Source organism: Amycolatopsis sp. WAC 04197 (assembly GCF_003947475.1).
GTDB classification, from domain to species: domain Bacteria; phylum Actinomycetota; class Actinomycetes; order Mycobacteriales; family Pseudonocardiaceae; genus Amycolatopsis; species Amycolatopsis japonica.
The window spans coordinates 950,959-975,981 of the sequence record NZ_QHJK01000001.1 but is presented as its reverse complement, the minus strand read 5'-3'; the positions used below and the strand labels follow the sequence as shown (position 1 = coordinate 975,981).

Here is a 25,023-nt window from a genome sequence, read left to right as displayed (position 1 = left end):
CACACGCGGACACCCCACGCCTCGGGCTCTGAGACGTCTGTACACCCGATCAGGTTCCCGGCGGAACCCCTTCCCGACCGTCGGATCGCGATTAGCCCGCGAAACGCAGGTCGGCCGCGGACGTGCGTTTCGCGGGCTAAACGTGATCCGAGGTGAAAGGAGGCGGGCCGGGCACCGGTGAGGGTGCCCGGCCCGCCGGGGGAAGCTCAGTCTCCGAAGGATCAGAGGCTGTTGTACAGCTCGCGCGCCAGGACGGCGGTCTCGCTCGGGGTCTTCCCGACCTTGACGCCGGCGGCCTCGAGGGCCTCCTTCTTCGCGGCGGCCGTGCCGGAGGAGCCGGAGACGATGGCGCCGGCGTGGCCCATGGTCTTGCCCTCGGGCGCGGTGAAGCCGGCGACGTAGCCGACGACCGGCTTCGTCACGTTGTCCTTGATGTAGGCCGCGGCGCGCTCTTCGGCGTCGCCGCCGATCTCGCCGATCATCACGATGACCTTGGTCTCGGGGTCGGCCTCGAACGCCTCGAGGGCGTCGATGTGCGTCGTGCCGATGACCGGGTCGCCGCCGATGCCGACACCGGTCGAGAAACCGATGTCACGCAGCTCGTACATCATCTGGTAGGTCAGCGTGCCCGACTTCGACACGAGGCCGATCGGGCCCGCGCCGGTGATGTCGGCCGGGATGATGCCGGCGTTCGACTTGCCGGGGCTGATCACGCCGGGGCAGTTCGGCCCGATGACGCGGGTCTTGTTGCCGGTCGCGACGGCGTGCGCCCAGAAGTAGGCGGAGTCGTGCACCGGGATGCCCTCGGTGATCACCACGGCGAGCGGGATCTCGGCGTCGATCGCCTCGATGACCGCGTCCTTGGCGAACTTCGGCGGCACGAAGATGACCGAAACGTCGGCGCCGGTCTCCTTGATGGCCTCCTCGACCGTGCCGAACACGGTGAGGTCCTTGCCCTCGATGGTGACGGTCTGGCCTGCCTTGCGGGCGTTGACGCCACCCACGATGTTCGTGCCGGACTTCAGCATCTTGGTCGCGTGCTTCATGCCCTCGGAGCCGGTGAGCCCCTGGACGATGACCTTGCTGTTCTCGTTGATGAAGATCGACATCTCACGCACCTGCCGCGGCGAGCTCGGCGGCCTTGTCGGCCGCGTTGTCCATTGTGTCCACCACGGTGACCAGCGGGTGGTTCGCGTCGGCCAGGATCTGGCGACCCTCGACGACGTTGTTGCCGTCCAGCCGCACGACGAGCGGCTTGGTGGCCTCGTCGCCCAGGATCTTCAGCGCCTCGACGATGCCGTTCGCGACCGCGTCGCAAGCGGTGATGCCACCGAAGACGTTGACGAAGACGCTCTTCACGTCGGTGTCGTTGAGGATGACGTCCAGACCGGCCGCCATGACCTCGGCCGAAGCGCCGCCGCCGATGTCGAGGAAGTTGGCGGGCTTGACGCCGCCGTGCTTCTCGCCCGCGTAGGCCACGACGTCCAGCGTGGACATCACGAGGCCCGCGCCGTTGCCGATGATGCCGACCTCGCCGTCGAGCTTGACGTAGTTGAGGTCCTTGGCCTTGGCCTTCGCCTCGAGCGGGTTCTCCGCGTCCTTGTCGACCAGGGCCTCGTGGCCCGGCTGACGGAACGAGGCGTTCTCGTCGAGGGTGACCTTGCCGTCGAGGGCGATGATCTTGTCCTGCGGGTCACGGACCAGCGGGTTGACCTCGACCAGCGTGGCGTCCTCGGAGACGAAGGTCTCCCAGAGCTTCACGACGACGTCGGCGGCCTCGTCGACGACCTTCTCCGGGAACTTGCCCGCGGTCAGGATCTCGACGGCCTTCGCCTTGTCGACACCGGCGATCGCGTCGACCGGGATCTTCGCGAGCGCTTCGGGGCGCTCGACGGCCAGCTGCTCGATCTCCACGCCACCTTCGGCCGAAGCCATCGCGAGGAAGGTGCGGTTCGCACGGTCCAGCAGGAAGGAGAAGTAGTACTCCTCGGCGATGTCCGAGGCTTCGGCCACCAGCACGCGACGCGTGATGTGGCCCTTGATGTCGAGACCGAGGATCGCCTCGGCCTTCTCGGCGGCCTCATCCGGCGTCTGGGCCAGCTTGACGCCGCCGGCCTTGCCGCGGCCGCCGGTCTTGACCTGCGCCTTGATGACGACCTGGTTGCCGATCTTCTCGGCGGTGGCCTTGGCTTCTTCGGGGGTGTTTGCCACGGCACCCGGCAGAACCGGTACTCCGTGGGCGGCGAAGAGATCCCTCGCCTGGTATTCGTAGAGGTCCACTACTCCAGTCTCCTGACGACACGCCACTGTGGTGGTCCGTTGCCGGACCGCGCTGTCGGACCAGTCGAGGTTAGCGACCTGCGCAGAAGCAGGGGACTCCGCACCTGGTGAAGTCGGTCACCGTACGCGGTCAGACGGTGTTTCCACGGTGTGAGACCGCACACCGGAGACCCAGTTCGCCGCGTCTTCCTGGCTTTCGAAGGCGTTGTCGAACCCGCTCGGGCCGTTACCGACCGCGAAGAGCAGAACGCCCGGGAGGGTTTCGGCGAGCCCTTCCGGTTCGCTCGCGCCACGCAGGATCCCGAGGATGTCCGGATCCTCCTGTTCGACCGTCCGGACGAGTTGTTCGACGGTGTCGAGACATCCGGCGTAGACGACCTCGACACCTTCATCGCGTAGCAACCTGCCGAGCGCGACCGCCGAACCTTCCTCGACACCGAACTCGGCCAGCACGACCCGAAGAAGGGGCCGGGTCATCCGGCCCGCCGTGAACCCGCGACGGCCATCCCGGCCGCGACGAGGGTGACGACGGCGCCGCCCAGCGCGAGCCAGAACCCCACCCCTGCCGACGAGCCGTCGTACTCCGAGCCGACGAGCGGCAGTTCCGCCGCGCGCAGGCCGAGCACCAGCGCGGCCCCGGCCAGCGCGGACGCCGCGGCGACCGGCCGCGAACGCGGGACGAGTGCGTACAAGCCGAGAACGACGGCCAGCGCGCCGAGCAGGCCCCACGACGCCGCGCCGAAGTTCGACCACAGTCCCGGGGCGGTGTAGCCGGGCGCGCCGAACACCGGGGTGCCGAACGCGGCGATCGCCAGCACCGCGGCCGCGACGACCGGGGTGAGCACGGTCCCGCTCACGCGCGTTTCGTCGGTCTCTTCTTCGGAGTCGTCGCGTTCCACGACGCCGGTGATCACCGCGGCGAGCGCGGCCAGCGCCGCCAGCACGAGCGCGATGAACGTCCAGGTGACCCCGGCGCCCGCCGAGTAGCCGACCTTGTCCGGCAACGGCACCGGGAGGTCGACCCCGAACAATGCCGGGTCCACCGCCTTGTCCTCGGTCACGGACAAGGCCGCGCTCAGCACCGCCGCGCCCGCGAGGACGACGCCCGCCCACGTGGCCGCGACGACGCCCCTGGCGAACGCCGAGAGCCGCGGCACGAAGACGAACAGCGCCGGCACGGCGAGCACGACGGCGGCACCGAGCAGCAGCCAGCGCGCGGGCGTCTCGGGGACCGGCGTCGGACCGTTGGCCTTCAGCACCGGTGCAAGCGCACCCGCGGCCGCGGCACCGGCGGCCAGCAACGCCAGGCCTCCGGTGGCCAGCCGCCACCAGAACAGTCCGGGCAGCCTGGCTTCGCCCGCCAGGTCACCGGTGACGGCCTCGTCCTCTTCCGCGACGTCGAACCGGGTGAAGGCCAGCCCGACCAGCGCCAGACCGGCGACGGTCACCACCACCGAACCCGGCGCGACCGAAAGCCGGTCCACGACCAGCCCCGCGACCACCGGCGGGACACCGACCGCGAGCGCCGCCAGCCCCGCGCCCGCGAAGCCGCCCTTGCCGACCCCGGCCGAGGGCGAGCTCACGGCCACGAGCACCGTCAGCGGAAGCAAGGCCGCGAGCAGCAGGTACCCGGCCATCGCGACCGTCGGGCCTTCGAAGGCGTTCTTGGCCAGGAGGTACGCGTTGCCCGAACCGAACGGAGCGAGCAGCAGACCGACCCCGCCCGCCACGCCGAGCACGGGCCCGAGCAACCGCCAGCGGCGCCGTCCGTCGAGTTCACCCGCCAGTTCCGCCTCGTCGCGGGCGGTCCCGGCGGCGAAGGCCCCGGCCGCGAGGGTGAGCAGGTGCCCCGCCACCAGCGGCCACAGTCCCGGCCCGGCCTGCGGCATCGCGAGCAGCCTGTCGGCGAGGAACAACTCCGGACGCGCGGCCAGGGAACCGTCCGCGAGCAGCTGCAGATCCAGCAGCAGCCGCCCGGGCGCGAGCGCGGTGAGCCCGAGCACCAGGCCCGCCGTGAGCCCCGGACGCCCGGAGACCAGTGCGTAGAGCACGGCCGCCGCGGGCGCCAAGGCCAGCACGACCAGCAAGGGAGCGGCGGTGAACCCGGGCGAACCACCCCGGACGACGGGCATCAGCGCGCCGGCGGCCAGCGCGACCGCACCGGCCGACACCAGCCCAGCCGACAGCAGGAGCGCTCGCGGGCGAGCGCCCGGTTCGCTCCGGAGAAGTTCGGCGGACGCGGTCCCGGGGACGGCTTGCCCGGTGGTTTCGTCACCAGGGTGCCGTGAGCGCGAAGTCATCGACGGCGACGCTAGCAAGCCGGGCTCGGCCGGGCCCGGCAGCAGGGCACCAGCGTGGCCGAACGCCTTCTCGCCGTGACTGGCTTGGCCTGGCTCCGGGCAAGGAGCCTTCAACACCGTCGGGCAACCGGTTATTTCCCTCGTTCGCCCCCTTTCCGGCCGCCCGGTACCCCCGAACGGCCCTTCGAACCTGTAACACAAGTCACACGGTTGTGAGTAAACCTGGTTTAACTTTGGGTAATCCCCACTGGACAACGGCCAGATCTCCGTCGCCCGATCGGCCGAGAGCGCCGTCAGATCTTGCTGACCGGGGTGCCGCTTCGTTACTGTCCCGGGGTCCCCATTACAGTCAGATCACGAATGAGAGCACCGAACGAACCACCCCCGAGGTCGTTCACCGGGATCCCCCGCCCGGGCTCTTGATCCGACTCCCCGAACTATGGAAGGCCCCGTCTTGGCTTCACACCGCTCCCCCGGCGGCCAAGCTCCTTCCCCGGCGCTCGAGAACGCACTCGATGGTGCGGTCGTCCGCGTCCGGGGCTCGCACCGCCTGTCGCCCCCGTCCTCGGCCCTTCGTGGCCGTGTCGTGGTCGCAGCCGTCGCTGCCGGCGCCTTCGCGGCCGCCGCTGCCGGGCAGACCCTGAAGTCCGTTTCGGAATCCTCCGACGCCGCCGTCACCCCGCTGGCCAGCACCCAGGACGCGAGCGCCTCGTTCGCCCTCGGTGGCGGAGCCGGTGGTGGCGCCCCCGAACTGCTGCCGACGAGCCAGTCGACGAACGCCTCCGCCGAGGCCCAGAAGCTCTCGGACAACAACAGCATCACCCAGGCCCGCGTGAAGCGTGAGGCCGAAGCGGCCCGCAAGGCCGAAGAAGAGGCCAAGCGCCCCAAGACCTGCATGCCGACCAAGGGCACCTTCACCTCGGGCTTCGGTGCCCGGTGGGGCACGAGCCACCTCGGCATCGACCTCGCGGCCCCGATCGGCACGCCGATCGTCGCGGCCTCCGACGGCACGGTCATCGAAGCGGGCCCCGCCAGCGGTTTCGGCCTCTGGGTCAAGGTCCAGCTCGCCGACGGCACCGTCCACGTCTACGGCCACATGAACTCGTTCTCCGTCCGCGAAGGCCAGAAGGTCAAGTGCGGCGAGGAGATCGCCGAGGTCGGCAACCGCGGCCAGAGCACCGGCCCGCACCTGCACTTCGAGGTGTGGCAGAACGGCACGAAGAAGATCGACCCGCGCCCGTGGCTCGCCGCCCGTGGCGTGAACGTCGGCTGATCGAGCCCCGCCCTTCCCCGCATCACCTTTCCGCACCACACCGGTGATCCCGTCCGCGACGAGGGCGCGCCGGGCAATGACGCTCAGGCGCGCCTCCAGGACCTCCGCTTCCCCCATCGCGGGCATCACGAAGCGTCGTAGGTCCTCCGGCGCGGAGCCCGAGTGATTTTCCGGGCCCTCAGAGGCCTCAGGCGACGCCGTCCGGCAGTTTCCGGACGAAGTACCCCACGGCGATCTGCCAGACCGTGCAGAGACCGGCCGGGCGCCGTTCGATCGGCCGCCATCCGGCGAAAAGTCTCCAAGACGGAGATCGGCACCCGGCTGGCCGCGGCCCGAACAGCCATCGCCGCGCGTGCCCGCATACGACACACCGTCCGGCCCCGTCCGGTTCGTGTGTCCGCAGTAACGCGCGCCAGGCCGCGACCAGCCTGAGCACTTCCGGCGGTTCCGGACCCCGATCCGGTCCCGCCCCTTCTTCAACACCCCGCAAGTACTCGAGTACCCCACTCGAGAGAACCTGAAACAGCACCCCGTCCACACCGTGCGCCCCCTCCCCGGTTCGGGGCATACCGGCTTGTCCAGCATACCCCAGCGCATCGAACTCGTGTTCGACGACACAGGTATACGGGAAGGGTCCGACAGTTTTCGGGCGCGTGGGGAAAACCGCAGGTCAGGGCTAGAGTTTGACCATCGGGACGCTGCCGATCAGCATCAGCCGGACCTTGCCGGCGGCGCCGAAATCGATCGTCGCCGTGGCACGCGGGCCCGCGCCGTCGCAGGCGACGACCGTGCCGAGCCCGTACTTGTCGTGGCTGACCCTGTCGCCGACGTCGAGTTTGAGCGCGACGGTGTCCTTCCAGCCCTTGCCGAACGGACTCGTGCTCGCCGCCCGTGACGACGAACCGCCGCCACCGCCCCGGCTGCCCCAGGTCGTCGCGGCACGCGGCGATCCGCCCGACGAACCGAAACCACCGGAGGAAGAGGAAGGCGCGAGCCTGCGCCAATCCACCAGATCGGCGGGAAGCTCGTCGAGGAACCGCGAAGCCGGGTTCATCTGCGGCTGGCCCCAGGCCGAGCGCACCATCGAACGGGAGACGTACAGCCGCTTCCTCGCCCGCGTGATCGCCACATAGGCGAGCCGGCGCTCTTCGGCCAGCTCCGTCGGGTCACCGAGCGCGCGCATATGCGGGAAGATCCCGTCCTCCCAGCCCGTTCCGAAGACGACCGGGTACTCCAGGCCCTTCGCGGTGTGCACGGTCATCAACGTGACCACGCCCGCGTCGTGCCCGTCGCCGTCGTCGCCGCCGTCGGGCGACGGGACCGAATCCGCGTCGGCCACCAGCGAAACCCGCTCCAGGAACGCGGGCAGCGAGCCCGGCTCCGGCACACCCGGGTCCGCCTCCGGCAGCTCACCGTCCGGACCGGCGACCTCCGCGGTGAATTCGGTGAACTCCCGCGCGACGGTGACGAGTTCCGTCAGGTTCTCCACCCGCGACGCGTCCTGCGGGTCGTCGGACTCCTCGAGTTCCGCGCGGTAACCCGTGCGTTCCAGGACCGCTTCGAGGATGTCGGCGACTTCGGCGCCGCTCTCGACGACCTCGCCGAGCTCGTCCATCAACTCGACGAAACCGGTGATCGCCTTGGCGGAACGCGGGTTCAGCAGCGGCACCTCACCGCTGACGGCACCGCGCAGCGCCTGCGCGAACGAGATGCGCTCACGTTCGGCGTACGTCGCGATGACGGCTTCGGCGCGATCCCCGATGCCGCGTTTGGGGACGTTGAGGATACGGCGCAGGCTGACCGTGTCCTCCGGGTTCGCCAGCACCCTCAGGTACGCGAGCATGTCGCGGACCTCGCGCCGCTCGTAGAACCGCACCCCGCCGACGACCTTGTACGGCAGGCCGAGGCGGATGAAGATCTCTTCGAAGACACGGGACTGGTTGTTGGTGCGGTAGAAGACGGCGACGTCGGAGTAGTCCGCTTCGCCCTTGTCCGCCAGCGCGTCGATCTCGCCCGCGACGAACGCCGCCTCGTCGTGCTCGTTGTCCGCGACGTAGCCGACGATCTTCTCGCCGTCGCCCGAGTCGGTCCACAGCCGCTTCGCGCGCCTGTTCGGGTTTCGCGCGATGACCGCGTTCGCCGCGTTCAGGATCGTCTGGGTCGAGCGGTAGTTCTGTTCCAGCAACACCGTCCGCGCGTTCGGGAAGTCGCGTTCGAATTCCTCGATGTTGCGGATCGTCGCGCCGCGGAAGGCGTAGATCGACTGGTCCGCGTCACCCACGACGCACAGCTCGGCGGGCTCGATCCCGGCCTCGTTCGTCTCGGTGCCGACCAGTTCGCGGACCAGCGTGTACTGCGCGTGGTTCGTGTCCTGGTACTCGTCGACGAGCACGTGCCGGAAGCGCCGCCGGTAGTACTCGGCGACGTCCGGGAAGGTCTGCAGGAGTTCGACCGTCCGCATGATGAGGTCGTCGAAGTCGAACGCGTTGGCCTGGTTCAGCCGCCGCTGGTACTCGACGTACACCTCGGCGACGCGGCGTTCGAGGTCGTTGCCCGCGTCGGCGACCGCCGTCTCCGGATCGATCAGTTCGTTCTTGAGGTTCGAGATGTGCACGGCCAGCGTGCGCGCCGCGTACCGCTTCGGGTCGATGTCGAGATCCCGGGCGACGAGGGTGATGAGCCGCTTCGTGTCGTCCGAGTCGTAGATGGAGAAACTCGACGACATCTCCAGCGTTTTGGCCTCACGCCGCAGGATCCGCACGCACATGGAGTGGAACGTCGACACCCACATGGCGTTCGCGCGGCGGCCGACGAGGTCGCTCACCCGCTCCCGCATCTCCGCGGCCGCCTTGTTGGTGAACGTGATCGCCATGATCTGGCCGGGGTGGACGTCCCGTTCGGCCAGCAGGTACGCGATCCGGCGGGTCAGCACCCGGGTCTTGCCCGAACCCGCGCCCGCGACGACCAGCAGCGGCGAGCCCGCGTGGGTCACGGCTTCGCGCTGTGCCGGGTTCAGGTCGTCGAGCAGATCCGAGTGCCGGGGCTTGGCCGGACCGTCCGCTGGGAGATCGAAGAGGGTGTTCATCGCCGGTCCACGCTACAGCGCCGGGCGTAGGCGGTGTTGCCGCCTGCCGTCCGACGCGCGGACGGTGTTCGCGGCGGAGGATCGGATGCCATGGACACCAACGGAATTCCCTCCAGGCTCAGGGCCGCCGACGCCGACCGTGAGCGGGTCGCCACCCGCATCCAGGCCGCCGGCGGTGAAGGACGGCTCACTCTCGAAGAGGTGGAAGACCGGTTGAGCGCTGTGTATTCCGCCAAATACACGGACGACCTCGCCGCGCTCACCTCGGATCTGCCGAAACCCGCCCCGAAGCGGCGGCCGATCGTCCTCGGCCATCCGGCGGTGCGGGTCCATCTCGCGATCGCCGTCGCGCTTTCGGTGCTGTTGACCGTCCGCTGGGTCGCTTCCGGGGTGCCGTTCTTCTGGCCGGCGATGCCCATGTTCTGGCTGGCCATGAGCGTCCTCGTGCACGCGCGTGTCCGCGGAGCACGCCGTCGCTTCCGGCCGGAGGGCGGCGCCGCTGTGGCATAATGACCGGCATGCGGCACCACGCGACGCGATTTTTTTACGGGACCCGGACTCCGGCTCCCGTGATCGCATAGTGCCGCCATTGCCATCACCCGAAGCCCCGGAGTCCACGGACCCCGGGGCTTTACGCTGTTCCGGGGGCCAGCAGGGAATCCGGACCGAAGAAAGGTCCCGATGAACACCACACAGAAGCCGGACGCCGAAGAACCCACCGCCACGGCCGAAGAGATCGGCGAGCTCCGCAAGGAGATCGACTTCCTCGACGGCGAGATCCTGCGGCTGGTCAAACGCCGCGTCGAAGTCTCCAAGACGATCGGTGCGGCCAGGATGGCCGCGGGCGGCACCAGGATCGTCTACAACCGCGAGATGGACGTGCTCGCGCGCTACCGCGAACTCGGGCCGGAGGGCCGGCAGCTGGCGATGGCGCTGCTCAACCTGGGGCGGGGCAGGCTGGGGCGGTAGGTGGTAGCAAAGGTCCCTTGCTCCCCCACGACGCACCCGGATCGCGTTTAGCCCGCTAAACGCGATCCGGCCACGTCACGATCCTGCGGCGTGAGGCGGAACTCAGGGTGTTCCCCGAGCCACGACGGCGCGGGACCAGGCAAACTGGACACATGATTAACCTCATCGCCGTGATCATCGCGATCGCCGGTGTCCTCGCGGCATTGGGCCATGTCGGTTATCTCGCCATGCTGAACAACGCGGCGGGTAAGCGCGCCGGTGGCACTCCCGTCGCCCAGTACGTCAAGACGCGCTGGCCGATCGCAGCGGGTACCACCGCGGCTTCGCTTTTCGCCTGGCTGCTCACGAGTGGGGGAACGCCGCTCGACATCATCGCGATTTTGCTTGCAGCGGGTAGCGGGATCACCGCCACGAAAGCCCTGCAATCGACCCAGCAGAAGTACCGCAGCGGCAACTGAGCGACCCCACCAGCGCCGATAGCACAGCGTTACGTCACCGAGGCCCGTTCGGCCGCGCCCGACCGAGTGAAACATCTGCAACTTGCAGAGTGGGTGAAGACTTGCGGGTGTCGAACTTTTAGTGTGGACCTCGTGAGGACCCTTGCGTCTGGGTCGGGCGATGCCCGCATGGCGCGCGGGGGCGACGGCCCCGCGCGCCCCCAGTCGTATGCGCGTGCATTTGCTCACGAGACTGCCCGGGAGTCTGCAAGCGAGGGATCCCGTGAAACCGCTGCTCCGTTCGGCTTAACCGGTGTCACATCGACGTCAGGGCGGGCCTGTGAGGGGGTCGCTCGGACATGAACGGCTGGGCGGAACACCAGGGACGCAACGGCACCACACAGACAGGTCGTCACCGGGCGGGCGGCACCGAGAGCTGGACCCCACCCGTGCCGCCGAGGCGGCAGCGCCCGACCGGGCACGGGCATCACGCGCACCGCGAGTTCGCCCCGCCTTCCACCGGTTCCCTTCCCTTGCCGCCACCGCGGAACAGGAGGGCGCCGAGCCCCGGCTACGCCCCATCGAGCGGCCTGCTGCCGCTCCCCCAGCCCGCTCGCGAAGTTCCCGTAGAGCGCCCTGCCCGCGTCGAGGTCTCGTTGACCGAACCCACCATGACGCCCGTCGAGGAGCGGCGCGCGAAAGCCGCCCAGCGCACGAAGGTGACGCTGACCGCCCCCGCCCCCCGCCGTCCCGAGCCGGCGGAGATCGACGACAGTGACGTCCGTGTCTACGTCGCCCCGCCCGTCGACGGCCTGAGCACCTTCGACCTCGGCTCGGTGCCCGCCTCCGTGACCCCGCCCAAGACCTGGCGCAAGGCCGCCTGGTTCGCGGCCGCGGCGTCCGCGCTGGTCGTGGTCGGCCTGCTCTTCGCCGGTTCGTTCCTGGTCGGCAAGCCCCTCCCCGAGCAGCAGAGTCAGGGCGGCTGGCCCGGCTACCGCGGCGGCAGCCCGCTGTCCCAGGACGGTCTCGCCGGCAATCCGACCACCCCGCCGCAGGGTGGCGCGGCCGGCAACCCGTCCGAATCCGAGACCGACTCCTCCACAAAAGACGACCGGAGTTCCAGCAACTCCGGCACGTCGTCGGACAGCGACGACACCGGGACCGGCTCGTCGCGGCCCGACTCGGGCGGACCGGTCACCTCCGGGCCCGCGCCGTCGTCGAGCGGCCGGCCGCAGAAGCCGCCGGTCGTGCCCGCCGACCGGACCACGACCACGGCCCCTTGGTACAAGGAGCAGTCGGACCCGCAGGCGATGGGCGACAACACCGAGCTCTTCCTCAACTCCGTCACCACCGACCCCCAACAGGCGTCCTCGGTGACCTCGGGCAGCCTGGGCGAAGAAGGTGCTCAGGGCCTCCGAGAGCGCTATGCCGATGTCGCCTACTTCGAGGTGAAGAAGGTCAGCATCGACCAGCGCCGGGGCGTCACCGTCAACACCGTCGAAGTCACTCACAAAGACGGTACGAAGACCATGGAGCAGCGCACGTTCACCTTCGGTGACGACGACAAGATCGTCGACGACGGCATGTAGGCGACCACGCACGTGCAAGTGTCCTGTTCCTCTGCACGTGCGGTGCGTTGAGCGGTCATCCCTGGTCCGGGTGGGTGACCTAAGCTGCCGTTCGTCGTATCGCGACGGCATTCCGGCGATAGAGCCTGGCCGTGCACCGTCCGCACAGGGTTACCTGACGACTGCAGGGTCCGCACCGTTCAGAAGACGGCCGCGCGGACCAAAGGCACCGGCCGAACGGCCCAGTGCCTGCCCCGGACCAGAGCGAGGAATTTCGTGCTTGATCGACAGCGCATACGGCGTGAGGACGCCGTACGTGTCGAGGACGTCATCCCGGAAGAGATCCTGAACGACACCCGCGTCGACCGCGAGTATCTCGAGCAGGTCTTCCGCGAGCCGCAGAAGTTCGTGCCCGCGCGCACCCGTGAAGAGCCCGCACCCCGGCCCGAGCCCGAAGAGGACGAGCCGGAGAGCCGCGCCGCGCGGCGGGCCAAGCTCGCCGGACTGGTCGCCGCCGGACTGCTGGTCGCAGGCGCCGTCGTCACCGCGGGCGTGCTCGCGGGCGCCCAGCGGGAAGGCACGGTGCCGCGCGCCACCGCGCCGGAAACGATGAGCGGAGCCGCCGCGCTCGGCGGACTCGCCGTCCCGGACGCCACGGAGCCGCAGCGGAAGCAGGAGACGCCGTCGACGTCGGGCACCAGCTCGAAGGCCCAGCCCTCCTCGGGCACCGGTTCGGGCTCGCTCCCCCGGCCGAGTTCCCCGGCGGGCAGCACGAGTTCTCAGCCTGCCACCAAACCGGCCGCGGTCAGCACGGTCGAGGACAAGATCGAAGCGGTCCGGAAGTTCTACCGGACCGTCGACGCCGATCCGTACGGCGCGATGTCGCTGATCACACCGGTGCTGGCCGAGTCCGAAGCCGGCAGGCTGATCGAGGCCTGGAGCTCGATGGACGCCATCCAGATCCAGGACATCCGCGAACAGGCCGACGGCACCATCCTCGCCGTGGTGACCATGCGCAACCCGGACGGCGGCCTGCTCCGGGTCACCCAGGTACTGGAATTCGCCGACGAGACGACCGGCCTGATCACCGACGCGCGGCTGTTGTCCGCGCAGCACATGTGACGAACACCCCGCGTGTAACGGCCCTCCACCCAGGGCGATCAGAGTGTGCCGCGTGTGTGTGCGCAGAGTGAGCGCCTAGCCTTGTCACGAGTCGGTCTCGGAAAAGCCGGCACACAGACCACTACATGTGCATACGCTCCAACGCTGTGGCGTGCTGAAGGCCGCACCGCGTGCGCGGACGACTCCGCGACGTGAAGACGGAGCCCAAAGGGAGGTCGCGTGAGCGACGAGGGTCGCCTGGTCGCCGGTCGATATCGCATCGCCGGGCGGATCGGCACGGGCGCGATGGGGGCCGTGTGGCAAGCGCACGACGAGGTACTCGGCCGCACGGTGGCGATCAAGCAGTTGCTGCTGCAGCCGGGTCTTGAGGCTCACGACGCCGAAGACGCCCGCCAGCGCACGATGCGCGAAGGACGGATCGCCGCGCGACTGCACCACCCGAACGCCATCTCGGTGTTCGACGTCGTCACCGACGACAACGGCCAGCCCTGCCTGATCATGGAGTACCTGAACTCCACGAGCCTCGCCCAGGTGCTGCAGGAGGAGCGGACGCTGCCGCCGACCGAGGTCGCGCGGATCGGCGCGCAGGTCGCGGCGGCGCTGACCGAGGCGCACGCGGTCGGCATCGTGCACCGCGACATCAAACCCGGCAACATCCTGCTGGCGCCCAACGGCACCGTGAAGATCACCGACTTCGGCATCTCGCGGGCCAAGGACGACGTCACGGTCACGAAGACCGGGATGATCGCCGGAACCCCCGCCTATCTGGCGCCCGAGGTGGCCATCGGCGGCGACCCCGGCCCGGAGTCCGACGTCTTCTCGCTCGGCTCGACGCTCTACGCGGCCTGCGAGGGCCAGCCGCCGTTCGGCCTCAGCGAGAACACGCTGAGCCTCCTGCACGCCGTCGCGGCCGGGCAGATCATCCCGCCGCGCCAGTCCGGCCCGCTCGCCAGCGTGCTGGCCGTGCTGCTGCACCCGGAGGTGCGGCACCGGCCCACCGCCGAAGAGTGCGAAGAGCTCCTCGCCGCCGTCGCGCGGGGTGAAACGCCGCTGGGCGGCCCCGCCGACGACACCGTGCTCGCCGCGCCGATCGCGGGCGCGCTCGCCGGTGGCGGCGTGACCCAGGCGCTCGACAGCGAGGCCGCCGGCCACTCGGGTTCGCTCCTCGACGATCAGGCCGCGGCCGGTTCGTACTACGACGACGAGGACGACTACCACCAGCCGCCCGCGTCGGGATACCCGGAAGACGACTACGACGGGTACGACAACTACGACGAGACGGCGTTGCTGGCCGAACGCGGCCACCCGGGCGCCGGCCCCGCGCCCACGCGCGCCGTCCCGATCCCCGCGGGCGACTACGACGACGATCCGTACGACGACGACTACGACGACCCGCCCCCTCCGCCGCCGCCCACCCGCGCGCAGACCAGCCCGGTGGACGAGGACGACGACGAGAAGCCGGGCGCCTGGAAGAAACCCGCGATCATCGGCGGTGTCGTGGTCGTGGCGCTGGCCGCGCTGGGCTTCTGGCTGCTGAGCCCGAACAACCCGGAGACGCCCGCGCAGGTGGGGAACTCGTCGACGAAGCCGACTCCTTCGGCGACGTCTTCGGCTCCGGAGACGACGGAAACGCCGACGGAGACGCAGTCGGCCGAGCCGCCCAAGGAGACGCCGACCTCGTCGAAGAAGACGTCGAGCAAGGCGAGCCAGACGGATGAGCCGGAGCGGCCGACCAGTTCGAAACCGACGAAGACGTCGAGTCCGAAGCCGCCGACGTCGTCAGACGACCCACCACCGAGCACCACGCCGACTCCTCCAGCGAGTTCGACCCCGGCTGGCGCGTGATCCGAGGATTGCCTTGAGTTCTGAAGGTTCCATCATCGGCGGCCGATACCGCCTCGACCAGCCCATCGGGCGTGGCCGGGCGGGCATCGTGTGGCTGGCGTTCGACACCCGTCTGCTGCGCACGGTCGCGATGAAGCGCATGTATCTGCCCGTCGGCCTGCCGCCGGACCGGGCGGAGCAGGCCAAGGCCGTCGTCGTCCAGGAAGGCAAGGACGCGGCCAAGTTCGAGCACGCCACCGCCATCAAGGTGTACGACGTGCTGCCAGACGGGCCGGACGTGTGGCTGGTGATGGAGTACATCCCGTCCCGCGGGATGGCGACCTTCCTCGCCGAGCACGGCAGGCTCACCGCGGAGCAGGCGGCCGGGCTGGGCATCGTGCTCGGCCGCGCGCTGGCCGCGATGCACGAGGCCGGGGTGGTGCACCGGACGGTCGAGCCGGGCACGGTCCTGCTGGCCGACGACGGCGGCGTGAAGCTCACCGACATCGGCATCACCGGTGGCGGGCCGAGTCCGGCGTACCGCGCGCCCGAGGTGGCGCGCGGTGAACCGGCGACTTCGGCGTCCGACGTGTTCTCGCTGGGCGCGACGCTGTACACGGCCGTCGAGGGGGTGCCGCCGTTCGGGGAGGACGGCGAGTCCTCGGAACGGCCGCCGCAGACCGCCGGGCCACTGGCCGGCGCGCTGCGCAAGATGCTGCGGGCGGAGCCGGACGCGCGGCCGACGATGGCGGACACCGTCCGCTCGCTGAACGCGATCACCGAAGGGCGGCAGACGGCGTTCATCCCGCCGACCGCCCCGGCGATGCCGACGGTTCCGGCCTCGATGCCGATCCCGACGCATCAGCCGTCGCAGCAGCCGGTTCCGCAGTTCCCCCAGCACCAACCGCAGCAGTATCAGCCGCCGCAGCCGCAGTACGCGCCGCCGACGCGGCAGTACGCTCCCGCTCCCGCCGCGCCGGCGGCCACGAAGTCGCCGGACACCCGGAAGTGGCTGATCACGGCGGGTGCCGTGGTGGCGGCGATCCTGATCGGCGTGCTGTTCGCGGAGCTGTTCCTGATTTAGAGCCGCTCGCGGACCAGCGTCGCCAGTTCGACGGGACGGCTGAGGTACGGGCTGTGGCTCGCGCGCCAGGTCACCGTCGTGTCGCACCGGGCGGCGAAGTGGACGACCATTTCCGGGACGAGCGCCCGGTCTTCGGTGCAGGTGACGTACGTGGTCGGGGTGTCCTTCCACGCCGAGCCTTCCGGCGACTCGTCGAAGATCGTGACGGGTTCAGGGCGCAGCAGGGTCGTGGCGCGCTCGGCGACGGCGTCCGTGCAGTCGGCGTACATGGCCTCGCGGACGACGGCGAGATCGAGATGGGTCCAGCCTTCATCGTCGAAGATCAAGGGCAGCGGCTGGGGTTCGCGGCCGGTTTCCTCTCTGGTCCGCTCGATCCAGTACTGGGCGGTTTCACCCGGCTCGCTGACGATCGCGGCCAGATAGATCAGATGCGAGGTCCCCCGCAGCCCGCTGGCGGTCAGGCCGCCGAAGGAATGCGCGAGCACCACCGGCGGCTCGGCCGCCTTGTCGACGATTTCCTGGACGGTCCGGGTGGTTTCGGCGATCGGGCGCGCGCCGAGGTCGGGGACGGTGACCTCGGCGCCGTCCCGGCGGAGGCGTTCGACGACGTCGTCGAAATGGGCGGGCTGGTGCCATGAGCCGTGCAGGACGATCAGGGGACGCACGGAAGTCCTTTCGCCGGCGGGAATGTGGCTTCCCCGCCAGGTTGTCGACCGCCCGCGCGGCTGTTCAAGCTCAGCCGGTTTTCGTGCCCACTCGGCCATTCCCGCTTGTCTGTACGGCCCCTTCGCGGATCGCGCCGAGGAATCGCCGCACCGCGGGATGTTCCCTGGCGTGCGCGGCGACGGCCGCGTGGATGGACCGCACCGGATCCGGACGGCGGACCTTGCGGATGGCGACACCGGGATGCGGGGCGCCGAGACCGAGTTCCGGGATCAGCGCGACGCCGAGCCCGGCGGCCACGAACCCTTGTGCCGTCTGGTAATCCTCGGATTCGACGACGTGGTTCGGGGCGAAACCGGCCGCACCGCAGGCGTCGAGCAGGATGTCGCGGCAGGCGCCTGGGAGACCGTCGACGCCGACCCACGGGTCCTCCGCGAGTTCGGCGAGATCGAGGACGCGTTTGCGGGCGAGCCGGTGGTTCCTCGGCAGGATCGCGCGGTACGGGTCGTCGAGGAGGTGGATGTACTCGACGCCCTTGATCCGGGGAGCGCTGCTGGGGAGCACGATCATCGCGACGTCGGCCTTGCCCGACTCGATCTCGGGCATCGAATCGTCGGGCTCGACCAGTTTGAGGTCGAGGCGGACACCCGGGAAGTCCCGGCGCAGCGCGGCGACGGCCAAGGGCACCAGTGACGCGCCGGCGGTGGCGAAATAGCGGATCGCGAGCCTGCCCGTGCGGCCTTCCTTGAGTTCGGTTAGCGCGGCTTCGGCCTTGGCGAGCTGCGTGCTCAGCGTTTCCGCGTGTTCGGACAGCAGCGAACCGGCGGGCGTCGGGCGCACGCCGCGGCCGACGCGTTCGAGCAGTTCGACGCCCGCTTCCCTTTCCAGGGTGGACAATTGCTGGCTGATCGCGGATGGTGTGTAGCCGAGGTTCCGGGCGGCGGCGGTGATCGAGCCGCTGCTGATCACGGCTCGGAGGACCTGCATGCGGCGGACGTCCAGCATGCTCCGATCGTACAGTTCTTCTTAAGGCTCCCTGCAGTTATTTTCGCTTGTCCTTACGCGTCGGTCCGGCGAAGCTGGGCCAGGCATTTAAGGAGGACTGGGGTGGGCGAGACGAAGACCCTGCTGCGGATCGGCGCGCTGGCGCTCATGTGGGGATCGAGTTTCTTCTGGATCAAGCTGGGGCTCGGCGCGTTCACGCCGGTGCAGCTGGTGCTGGCGCGGGTGGCGCTCGGCGCGGCGGTGCTGATCGGGCTCTGCTATCTCGGCCGGGACAGGCTGCCGTCGGGGCGGCGGATCTGGGGGCACCTGGCCGTCGCGGCGTTCTTCCACAACGCGCTGCCGTTCCTGCTGTTCGCGTGGGGTGAGCTGACCGTCGATTCGGGGATCACCGGCGTGCTGAACTCGACGACGCCGCTGTGGGTGCTGCTGGCCGCTCCGATGATGGGCGCGCGGACGAGGATGACCGCGGTGCGGGTCACCGGGCTGGTCGTCGGGCTCGCCGGGATCCTGCTGATCTTCGCGCCGTGGGAGGCGTCCGGCCTGCTCAGCTGGGGTGCGCTGGCGTGCCTCGCGGCGGCCGCGAGCTACGGTTTCGCGTTCGTCTACGAGGGCAAGTACCTCACCGGCACCGGCGACTCGCCGATGTCGCTGGCCGGCGGGCAGATGCTGCTGGCGACCGGGTTCCTGCTGCTCGCGATGCCGATGGGCGGTTTCGAACCGGTGCGTCTGAGCGCCGGCGCGATCGTCGCGGTGGTGATCCTGGGGATCGGGTCGACCGGGATCGCGTTCGCGCTGAACTACCAGCTCCTCGCGAGCGAGGGCGCCGTGGCGGCGTCGATCGTCGGCTACCTGCTGCCGGTGGTCTCGGTGCTGCTCGGGGCGGTGTTCCTGGCCGAGCCGCTGAACCTGCGGGTGATCGCGGGGATGGTCGTCGTGCTGGGCGGGGTCGCGCTGACCCGGCTCCGCCCGAGGGAGCAAGGGACCTTTGCTACCACTCCGCAGGTCGAGCCCCCTTTGGCCGCCGTCGACAAGGTCGCGCCATGACGGACACGACGACGCTGTGGCGCCCCACCGGACCCGTCGAGCTCGACCTCGTCCGCGAGTCGGGCTGGCGCGAGTGGCCGCCGAGACTGCCGGAGCAGCCGATCTTCTACCCGGTGCTGAACGAGGACTACGCGATCAAGATCGCCCGTGACTGGAACGTGCGCCACGACGGCGCGGGCTTCGTGACGCGGTTCGAGGTCGAGACGTCGTTCGTCGAACGGTATCCCGTCCAGCAGGCGGGCGGGAAGACGATCCTGGAGCTCTGGGTCCCGGCCGAAGACCTCGCCGAGTTCAACACGCACATCGTGGGGAAGATCGAGGTCACCCACGAATTCCGCTGACCTGCGTTTCGCGGGCTGATCGCGACGCGGTGGGGCCTGGGGGCTCGCCGGATCGCGATTAGCCCGCGAAACGCAAGTCAGGGCGTCAGGGCCGCGAGGACGAGCAGGGCGGCGAGGACGATCTCGACCCAGAAGTAGAGCCAGCTCGGGTAGAACCGCTCGGGCCGTTCCGCGAACCGCGCGACCAGCCGTCCGAAGGCCATCCCGGCGAGCGCGACGGCCACCGCGATCGCGACGCCCCGCTGGATCCCGCCGACGTCGAAAGCCACGAACCCGAGCAGCACCGCGACAGCCACCCCGAAGCCGCCGTAGACGGCCCGCACCTCGGTCCGCGCCGTCGCCGACTCCAGCGAGATGCCGAACGGCCGGATCAGCCGCTTCGGCGCGGCGAGCCCGAGCAGTCCCATGCCCAGGAAGAACACGGCCACCAGGCCGAGGAGAACAGGCGCCACCTAGACGAGACGCCGGTCGGAAGCCCAGCGCGAAAGCTCGTACCGATTCGAAAGCTGCGTCTTCCGCAGGACGCTCGACACATGGGTCTCGACGGTCTTCACCGAGATGAACAGCTCCGACGCGATCTCCTTGTACGCGTACCCGCGCGCCAGCAACCGCAGCACGTCACGCTCCCGCGGGGTCAGCAGGTCGAGATCCGGGTCGCTGATCGGCGCGGAACCCGGCCGGTCGGCGAACGCGTCGAGCACGAACCCGGCCAGCCGCGGCGAGAACACCGCGTCCCCGTCCGAGACCCGCACGACGGCGCGCACGAGCTCCTTCGACGAGATCGTCTTCGTGACGTACCCCCGCGCCCCCGCGCGGATCACGGCGATCACGTCCTCCGCGGCGTCGGAGACCGACAGCGCGAGGAACACGACGTCCGGCAGTTCCGGCCGGACCCGGCGCAGCACCTCGGCGCCGCCACCGTCCGGCATGTGCACGTCGAGCAGCACGACCTGCGGTTTGGTCCGGGCGATACCCGCGACCGCCTCGGCCACCGAGCCCGCCTCACCGACCACGCGGACGTCGTCGGTGATCGAGTCCAGTTCGGTGCGCACACCCGCCCGGAAGAGCGCGTGGTCGTCGACGAGGAAGACCTTGACCGGCTCCCGCGTCTGCTGGTTCTCCGTCACGATGCTCCCTCGCTCGCCCTGTCCCGTGAGCATAGCGACCTCACGCCGCACCCTTCCCCGCCTTGACCGGCATCTCCAGCTGGACCTCGGTTCCTTCACCCGGTGCGGTACGCAGTTTCAGCTTCCCGCCGTGCCGTTCCATCCGCCCCCGGATGGAATCGGCGAGACCGTGCCGGTCGCTCGGCACGACGTCGGGGTCGAACCCCTTGCCCCGGTCGCGCACGAACACCGTGACGGCTGTCGGCTCGACCTCGGCGTACACGCTGACCTCGTCGACGCCCGCGTGCTTGGCGGCGTTCACGATCGCTTCGCGCGCCGCCTGGACCAGCGCGGTCAGCGGCTCGTTCAACGTCGCCTCCCCCACGACGACCTGCTGCACCGAGATCGCGAACGCGTCCTCGACCTCGCCGCAGGCGGCCGCGAGCACTTCGGACAGCTGACCGCTGACGGCCTCTTCCTCGGTCTTCTTGCTCTTGCCGTATCCCGACGGCCCGTACAACCAGCCGCGCAGCTCGCGTTCCTGACCGCGCGCGAGCCTGGCGACCTCGCGCGGCGATTCCGCCTGTTTCTGGATCAGCGCGAGGGTCTGGAGGACCGAGTCGTGCAGATGCGCGGCGATCTCGGCGCGTTCGTCGGTGCGGATGCGGGCGGTGCGCTCGTCGGAGAGGTCGCGGACCAGGCGCAGCCAGAACGGGACGGTCAGCACGGCGACGCCGAACAGCGTCGCGATCACCGCGACCAGCGCGAACTTGACCTGGTCGATACTGCCGCTTTCCAGGACGACGACGCCGATACCGGTCATCACCAGCGCGACACCGGCGACCAGCCGGATCGCGGCCGACCAGCCCCCGCCGCCGAGGAACGCCGTGGCGACCCCGCCCTTGGCACTGATCCGCCAGCGCCGCCGCTGTGACTCGTCGGCCTCGCGCCAGACGACGGCCGCACCGATCATCGCCAGCGCCAGCGGGATGGCGACCCAGCCACTGATCAGACCGGTCAGCGTGCCGCTGGCGACGGCGAGGCCGACACCCAGCGCGATGAGCCCGAAGGCCTGCTGCTTCTCCTTCGGCGCGGACTTCTCCGGCTCGGCCTCGCCGGATCGCTGCTGGACGAACACCCAGAGCAGGCCGTACGCGAGCAGACCCGCGCCGTTCAGGGCGGCCAGCAACGCGAACGCGATCCGGACCCAGAGCACCTTGACGCCGAGGTGGTCGGCGAGACCGCCGGCGACACCCGCGATGGCGCGGCCGGAACGGCGGCGGTACATCTTGGGCGGCTCGAACGGTGCCGGGGACAGGCTGCCGGGAACGGGCACCGGAGGGCGCTCGATGATCGTCGGCTTCACCTGTCCGGCGAGGTCGGTCGGGGCGGATTCCTGCACGTTCTCCATGGTCACACGGAGTGGGGTACTGATCCATCGGGGAAACCCCTGACTCTTCCCGCTGGGGGAAACCTCAGGGGAGTTCCCGGATGTGGCGAGGGCCCGCCGGAGCGCATTCTTTGTGGCATGAGTGGGAGTGAGACACAGGTTCCGAAGCGCGGCCCCGCGGCCGGCTTCGAGGAGACCGTCAAGGATTTCTGGCGGAGCAGGCCGGTCCGGCCGGTGCACGGCCGCAAGTTCGCCGGCGTCGCCGCGGGCATCGGCTACCGGTACGGCATCGACCCGACCGTGGTCCGGGTCGCGCTGGTCGCCGCGACGGTGTTCGGCGGGTTCGGCGTCTTCGTCTATCTGCTGGGCTGGCTGTTCCTGCCGCAGGAAGGCGACCGCGTTTCCGCGTTCGAGGGCCTGATCGGCCGGGGGCGCGCGTCGAGTTCTCCGGCGTTCGCGGTGCTGCTGCTGATCCTGCTGTTCCCCGGTCTCACCTGGACCTTGAGCGGCGGCTGGATGACCGACGGCACCGGGCTGATCGGTTTCGCGCTGATGGCCGTCGCGTTGTACCTGCTGCACCGCAACCGCGGTCAGTTCAACCGGCCGTCGATGCCCGCCCCGGCTCAGCCCGCCGCCGCGTTCTCGATGGCGTCGGCGTCGGCCGCCTCCGCTTCGACGGCGACCGAGGGCGGCTGGGACCCGCTCGCGGCCGACCCGTCCGCTTGGGATCTGCCGAACGCCTCGCCGTCCGGTGGCATGCCGCCGCAGACCCCTCCGCCGCCGCCCGCGCCGCCGATGCCCCGCCGCCGCAAGTCGAAGATCGGCGCCGCGACCTTCGGGATCGCCGTGCTGGTCGGCGGCGTCGGCACCGTCCTCGGCCTGGACGGCGAGCCGTGGTTCACCATGCAGCACGTCGTCGGGCTCACCCTGGGCGTGGTCGGTATCGGCCTGGTGGCCGGTTCGTTCGTGCGGGGCGGTCGCGGGCTGATCGGGCTCGCGGTGCCGCTGGCGATCGTCGGGATGGCGCTGACCACGGTGCCGTTCGAGAGCTTCTCCGTGAAGGGCGGCGTCGGCGACCTGACGGCGACCCCGGTCCAGGTGTCCGAGGTGCTGCCGGAATACCACCGCTCGGCGGGGAACGTCGATGTCGACCTGACCAAGCTGCCGGCGGGCGCTTCGGTGACCACGAAGGTCTCCAGCGGTGCGGGCAACTCGACGGTGCTCGTTCCGGCGGGAGCCGAGGTGAAGGTTTCCTGCGAGACGGGCGCGGGCGACGTCGACTGCCTCGGCCAGTCCCGCTCGGGGGTCGGCGAGGACAGCATCGACTTCACTTCGGCGGGTGACAACGGGCAGAAGATCACTCTGCAGGTCAAGAACGGTGTCGGGAACGTGGAGGTGCGTCGTGGCTGAGTACGACTACGACAACTACGACAGCACGCAGACCCAGGCGACTCAGCCGGCGAAGCGCGGGGTGGACGTCATCACCCTGATCGTCGGGATCGCGACGCTGCTGGTGTCGGGTTACGTCCTCTCGGACGGCTCCACGTGGCTCCCGCAGTTCGACTTCCGGTGGGTCATGGCGGGCGGGGCGATCTTCGTCGGCGTCCTGCTGCTCGCCGCTTCGCTGCGCAAGAGCCGCCGCTAGCGGCGCCGCTGACGCTCCACCCCACTCCGAAGGCCCCGGCCCCTCGCCGGGGCCTTCGCCTTGCTCCGCCCCCTCCCGCGCCGACCTGCGTTTCGCGGGCTAAACGCGATCCGACGTCGCCACGGTGCCCACCCCCGCCGACCTGCGTTTCGCCCCCTAATCGCGATCCGGGCCGCGGCGGGTGCCCCAGGCCCCAGAACGCAGTTCGCGGGCTAAACGCGATCCGGTCGCCTGGGTGCCCCCAGGACGGACAGATCGCGTTTAGCCCGCGAAACGCAGGTCGGAGCGGGAGCGGTCACTCCCACTCGATGGTGCCCGGCGGCTTGGACGTGACGTCCAGGACCACCCGGTTCACCTCGGCGACCTCGTTCGTGATGCGGGTCGAGATCCGCTCCAGGACCTCGTACGGCAGCCGCGTCCAGTCCGCGGTCATCGCGTCCTCGGACGACACCGGCCGCAGCACGATCGGGTGCCCGTAGGTCCGCCCGTCACCCTGGACGCCGACGCTGCGGACGTCGGCCAGCAGCACCACCGGGCACTGCCAGATCTCGCCGTCGAGCCCGGCCGCGGTGAGCTCCTCGCGCGCGATGGCGTCCGCCGCGCGCAGCGTCTCCAGCCGCTCGGCGTCGACGGCGCCGACGATCCGGATGCCGAGCCCCGGGCCGGGGAACGGCTGCCGCTGCACGATCGTCTCCGGCAGCCCGAGCTCCAGCCCGACGCGCCGCACCTCGTCCTTGAACAGCAGGCGCAGCGGCTCGACGAGCTCGAACTGCAGGTCGTCGGGCAGCCCGCCGACGTTGTGGTGGCTCTTGATGTTCGCCGCGCCCTCACCGCCGCCGGACTCGACGACGTCCGGGTACAGCGTGCCCTGGACCAGGAACTTGTAGTCGCCCTCGGCCTTGAGGTCGCGCTCGGCCTGCTCGAACACGCGGATGAACTCGCGGCCGATGATCTTGCGCTTCTCCTCGGGGTCGGTGACCCCGGCCAGCGCGTCGAGGAACCGGTCGCGCGCGTCGACGGTCACCAGGTTCACCCCGGTCGCGGCGACGAAATCGCGTTCGACCTGGGTGCGCTCGCCCGCGCGCAGCAGGCCGTGGTCGACGAACACACAGGTCAGCCGGTCACCGATGGCCCGCTGGACCAGCGCGGCGGCCACGGCGGAGTCGACGCCGCCGGACAGCCCGCAGATCGCCCGGCCGTCGCCGACCTGCTCGGCGATGCGCTTGACCTGGTCGTCGACGATGGACGACGTCGTCCACTGCGGCTTGATGCCCGCGATGTCGTGCAGGAACCGGCGGAGCACCTCCTGGCCGTGCGGCGAGTGGTGCACCTCGGGGTGGTACTGGACGCCGGCGAAGCGGCGCTCGACGTCTTCGAACCCGGCGACGGCTGCGCCGTCACTCGAAGCGGTCACAGTGGCGCCCTCGGGGGCCTTGGTGACGCTGTCGTTGTGACTCATCCACGCGGGCTGGTTGCTCGGGAGACCGGCGTGCAGGACGCCGCCTTCACCGGCGACGCGGACCTCGGTGCGGCCGAACTCGCGGATCCCGGTCGGCTCGACGGTGCCGCCGAGGGCCTGCGCGAGCACCTGGTGGCCGTAGCAGATGCCGAGGATCGGCACGCCCGCGTCGACCAGCCCGGGGGCGAGGGCGGGCGCGTTCTCCGCGTACACGCTGGAAGGACCACCGGAAAGGATGATCGCGGCGGGGTCCTTGGCGAGGATGTCCTCGGCGGTGGCGGTATGCGGGACGACCTCGGAGTAGACCTGCGCCTCACGCACCCGGCGCGCGATCAGTTGCGCGTACTGCGCCCCGAAGTCCACGACGAGTACCGGACCGGTGGGACTGGGCACCTGAAACCTCCAGATCAGAGCAGTACGCTTCCCCA

The 25,023-nt window shown here is 70.1% G+C and carries 23 protein-coding genes; 12 read left to right on the top strand and 11 right to left on the bottom strand.

Features of this window, described 5'->3' with window-relative positions; translation table 11 throughout:
- Positions 1–221: 221 nt before the first annotated feature.
- From sucD to DMC64_RS04870, 4 genes are all read right to left on the bottom strand, one after another.
- Positions 222–1,109 (bottom strand): succinate--CoA ligase subunit alpha, encoded by an 888-nt coding sequence (sucD, locus tag DMC64_RS04885; protein WP_125732259.1) that lies wholly within the window; start codon positions 1,107–1,109, stop codon positions 222–224.
- A 1-nt stretch (position 1,110) separates the two neighbouring features.
- Positions 1,111–2,280 (bottom strand): ADP-forming succinate--CoA ligase subunit beta, encoded by a 1,170-nt coding sequence (gene sucC / locus DMC64_RS04880; protein WP_016331197.1) that lies wholly within the window; start codon positions 2,278–2,280, stop codon positions 1,111–1,113.
- 117 nt (positions 2,281–2,397) lie between these two features.
- Positions 2,398–2,757 (bottom strand): hypothetical protein, encoded by a 360-nt coding sequence (locus DMC64_RS04875; RefSeq protein ID WP_125732257.1) that lies wholly within the window; start codon positions 2,755–2,757, stop codon positions 2,398–2,400.
- A complete protein-coding gene (locus tag DMC64_RS04870; protein ID WP_125732255.1) occupies positions 2,754–4,580 on the bottom strand; it encodes a hypothetical protein in 1,827 nt (608 codons plus the stop codon). Before DMC64_RS04870 ends, DMC64_RS04875 begins: the two co-directional genes overlap by 4 nt.
- Positions 4,581–5,166: 586 nt before the next feature.
- Here DMC64_RS04870 and DMC64_RS04865 point away from each other — a divergent pair.
- Entirely contained in the window at positions 5,167–5,853 is a 687-nt protein-coding gene (locus DMC64_RS04865) for a M23 family metallopeptidase (RefSeq protein WP_037332518.1), read from the top strand.
- A 676-nt stretch (positions 5,854–6,529) separates the two neighbouring features.
- On the opposite strand, the gene pcrA is transcribed toward DMC64_RS04865, so the two are convergent.
- Complete coding sequence (gene pcrA, locus DMC64_RS04860; RefSeq protein WP_125732253.1) at positions 6,530–8,938, bottom strand: DNA helicase PcrA; 2,409 nt, start codon at positions 8,936–8,938, stop codon at positions 6,530–6,532.
- A gap of 90 nt (positions 8,939–9,028) precedes the next feature.
- On the opposite strand from pcrA, the gene DMC64_RS04855 reads away from it, so the two are divergent.
- The 7 genes from DMC64_RS04855 to DMC64_RS04825 all read left to right on the top strand — a co-directional run bounded on the left by DMC64_RS04855 (position 9,029) and on the right by DMC64_RS04825 (position 15,942).
- Positions 9,029–9,448: a DUF1707 domain-containing protein gene (locus DMC64_RS04855; protein ID WP_125732251.1), complete on the top strand. Its 420-nt coding sequence runs from the start codon at positions 9,029–9,031 to the stop codon at positions 9,446–9,448.
- Positions 9,449–9,619: 171 nt separating this feature from the next.
- The gene (locus DMC64_RS04850; protein WP_016331191.1) at positions 9,620–9,907 is read left to right on the top strand and encodes a chorismate mutase; all 288 of its coding nucleotides are present in this window, start codon (positions 9,620–9,622) and stop codon (positions 9,905–9,907) included.
- A 152-nt stretch (positions 9,908–10,059) separates the two neighbouring features.
- Positions 10,060–10,365: a hypothetical protein gene (locus DMC64_RS04845; RefSeq protein WP_037332522.1), complete on the top strand. Its 306-nt coding sequence runs from the start codon at positions 10,060–10,062 to the stop codon at positions 10,363–10,365.
- A gap of 338 nt (positions 10,366–10,703) precedes the next feature.
- The gene (locus tag DMC64_RS04840; RefSeq protein WP_233629564.1) at positions 10,704–11,933 is read left to right on the top strand and encodes a hypothetical protein; all 1,230 of its coding nucleotides are present in this window, start codon (positions 10,704–10,706) and stop codon (positions 11,931–11,933) included.
- A 255-nt stretch (positions 11,934–12,188) separates the two neighbouring features.
- A complete protein-coding gene (locus DMC64_RS04835) occupies positions 12,189–13,034 on the top strand; it encodes a hypothetical protein (protein ID WP_125732249.1) in 846 nt (281 codons plus the stop codon).
- A 219-nt stretch (positions 13,035–13,253) separates the two neighbouring features.
- Positions 13,254–14,879: a serine/threonine-protein kinase gene (locus tag DMC64_RS04830; protein WP_125732247.1), complete on the top strand. Its 1,626-nt coding sequence runs from the start codon at positions 13,254–13,256 to the stop codon at positions 14,877–14,879.
- 13 nt (positions 14,880–14,892) lie between these two features.
- Positions 14,893–15,942, top strand: coding sequence for a serine/threonine-protein kinase (locus DMC64_RS04825; RefSeq protein ID WP_125732245.1), 1,050 nt, complete (start codon positions 14,893–14,895; stop codon positions 15,940–15,942).
- Here the strand turns inward: DMC64_RS04825 and DMC64_RS04820 are convergent.
- Entirely contained in the window at positions 15,939–16,607 is a 669-nt protein-coding gene (locus DMC64_RS04820; protein WP_125732243.1) for an alpha/beta hydrolase, read from the bottom strand. The genes DMC64_RS04825 and DMC64_RS04820 overlap by 4 nt on opposite strands.
- A gap of 70 nt (positions 16,608–16,677) precedes the next feature.
- Entirely contained in the window at positions 16,678–17,610 is a 933-nt protein-coding gene (locus DMC64_RS04815; protein WP_125732241.1) for a LysR family transcriptional regulator, read from the bottom strand.
- A 102-nt stretch (positions 17,611–17,712) separates the two neighbouring features.
- Here DMC64_RS04815 and DMC64_RS04810 point away from each other — a divergent pair, with 102 nt between their 5' ends.
- Positions 17,713–18,654, top strand: a complete 942-nt coding sequence (locus DMC64_RS04810; RefSeq protein WP_125732239.1) for a DMT family transporter — start codon at positions 17,713–17,715, stop codon at positions 18,652–18,654.
- A complete protein-coding gene (locus tag DMC64_RS04805; protein WP_037332532.1) occupies positions 18,651–18,995 on the top strand; it encodes a hypothetical protein in 345 nt (114 codons plus the stop codon). The genes DMC64_RS04810 and DMC64_RS04805 overlap by 4 nt, the downstream gene beginning before the upstream one ends.
- Positions 18,996–19,072: 77 nt before the next feature.
- Here DMC64_RS04805 and DMC64_RS04800 read toward each other — a convergent pair whose 3' ends face one another.
- Genes DMC64_RS04800 through DMC64_RS04790 form a run of 3 tightly spaced genes read right to left on the bottom strand, consistent with a single transcriptional unit; the run spans position 19,073 to position 21,518 of the window.
- Positions 19,073–19,447, bottom strand: a complete 375-nt coding sequence (locus tag DMC64_RS04800; protein WP_125732237.1) for a DUF4345 domain-containing protein — start codon at positions 19,445–19,447, stop codon at positions 19,073–19,075.
- Positions 19,448–20,155 (bottom strand): response regulator transcription factor, encoded by a 708-nt coding sequence (locus DMC64_RS04795; protein ID WP_085939730.1) that lies wholly within the window; start codon positions 20,153–20,155, stop codon positions 19,448–19,450. It lies immediately after the preceding gene.
- A 7-nt stretch (positions 20,156–20,162) separates the two neighbouring features.
- Complete coding sequence (locus DMC64_RS04790; protein WP_125732235.1) at positions 20,163–21,518, bottom strand: ATP-binding protein; 1,356 nt, start codon at positions 21,516–21,518, stop codon at positions 20,163–20,165.
- Positions 21,519–21,629: 111 nt separating this feature from the next.
- On the opposite strand from DMC64_RS04790, the gene DMC64_RS04785 reads away from it, so the two are divergent.
- Both DMC64_RS04785 and DMC64_RS04780 read left to right on the top strand, forming a co-directional pair.
- Positions 21,630–22,901 carry a PspC domain-containing protein gene (locus DMC64_RS04785; protein WP_125732233.1) on the top strand — a complete coding sequence of 424 codons (1,272 nt, stop codon included), beginning with the start codon at positions 21,630–21,632 and terminating at the stop codon, positions 22,899–22,901.
- Positions 22,894–23,136 (top strand): hypothetical protein, encoded by a 243-nt coding sequence (locus tag DMC64_RS04780; protein ID WP_125732231.1) that lies wholly within the window; start codon positions 22,894–22,896, stop codon positions 23,134–23,136. The genes DMC64_RS04785 and DMC64_RS04780 overlap by 8 nt, the downstream gene beginning before the upstream one ends.
- Before the next feature lie 295 nt (positions 23,137–23,431).
- Here DMC64_RS04780 and guaA read toward each other — a convergent pair whose 3' ends face one another.
- A complete protein-coding gene (guaA, locus tag DMC64_RS04775; protein WP_125732229.1) occupies positions 23,432–24,988 on the bottom strand; it encodes a glutamine-hydrolyzing GMP synthase in 1,557 nt (518 codons plus the stop codon).
- Between the last annotated feature and the right edge of the window lie 35 nt (positions 24,989–25,023).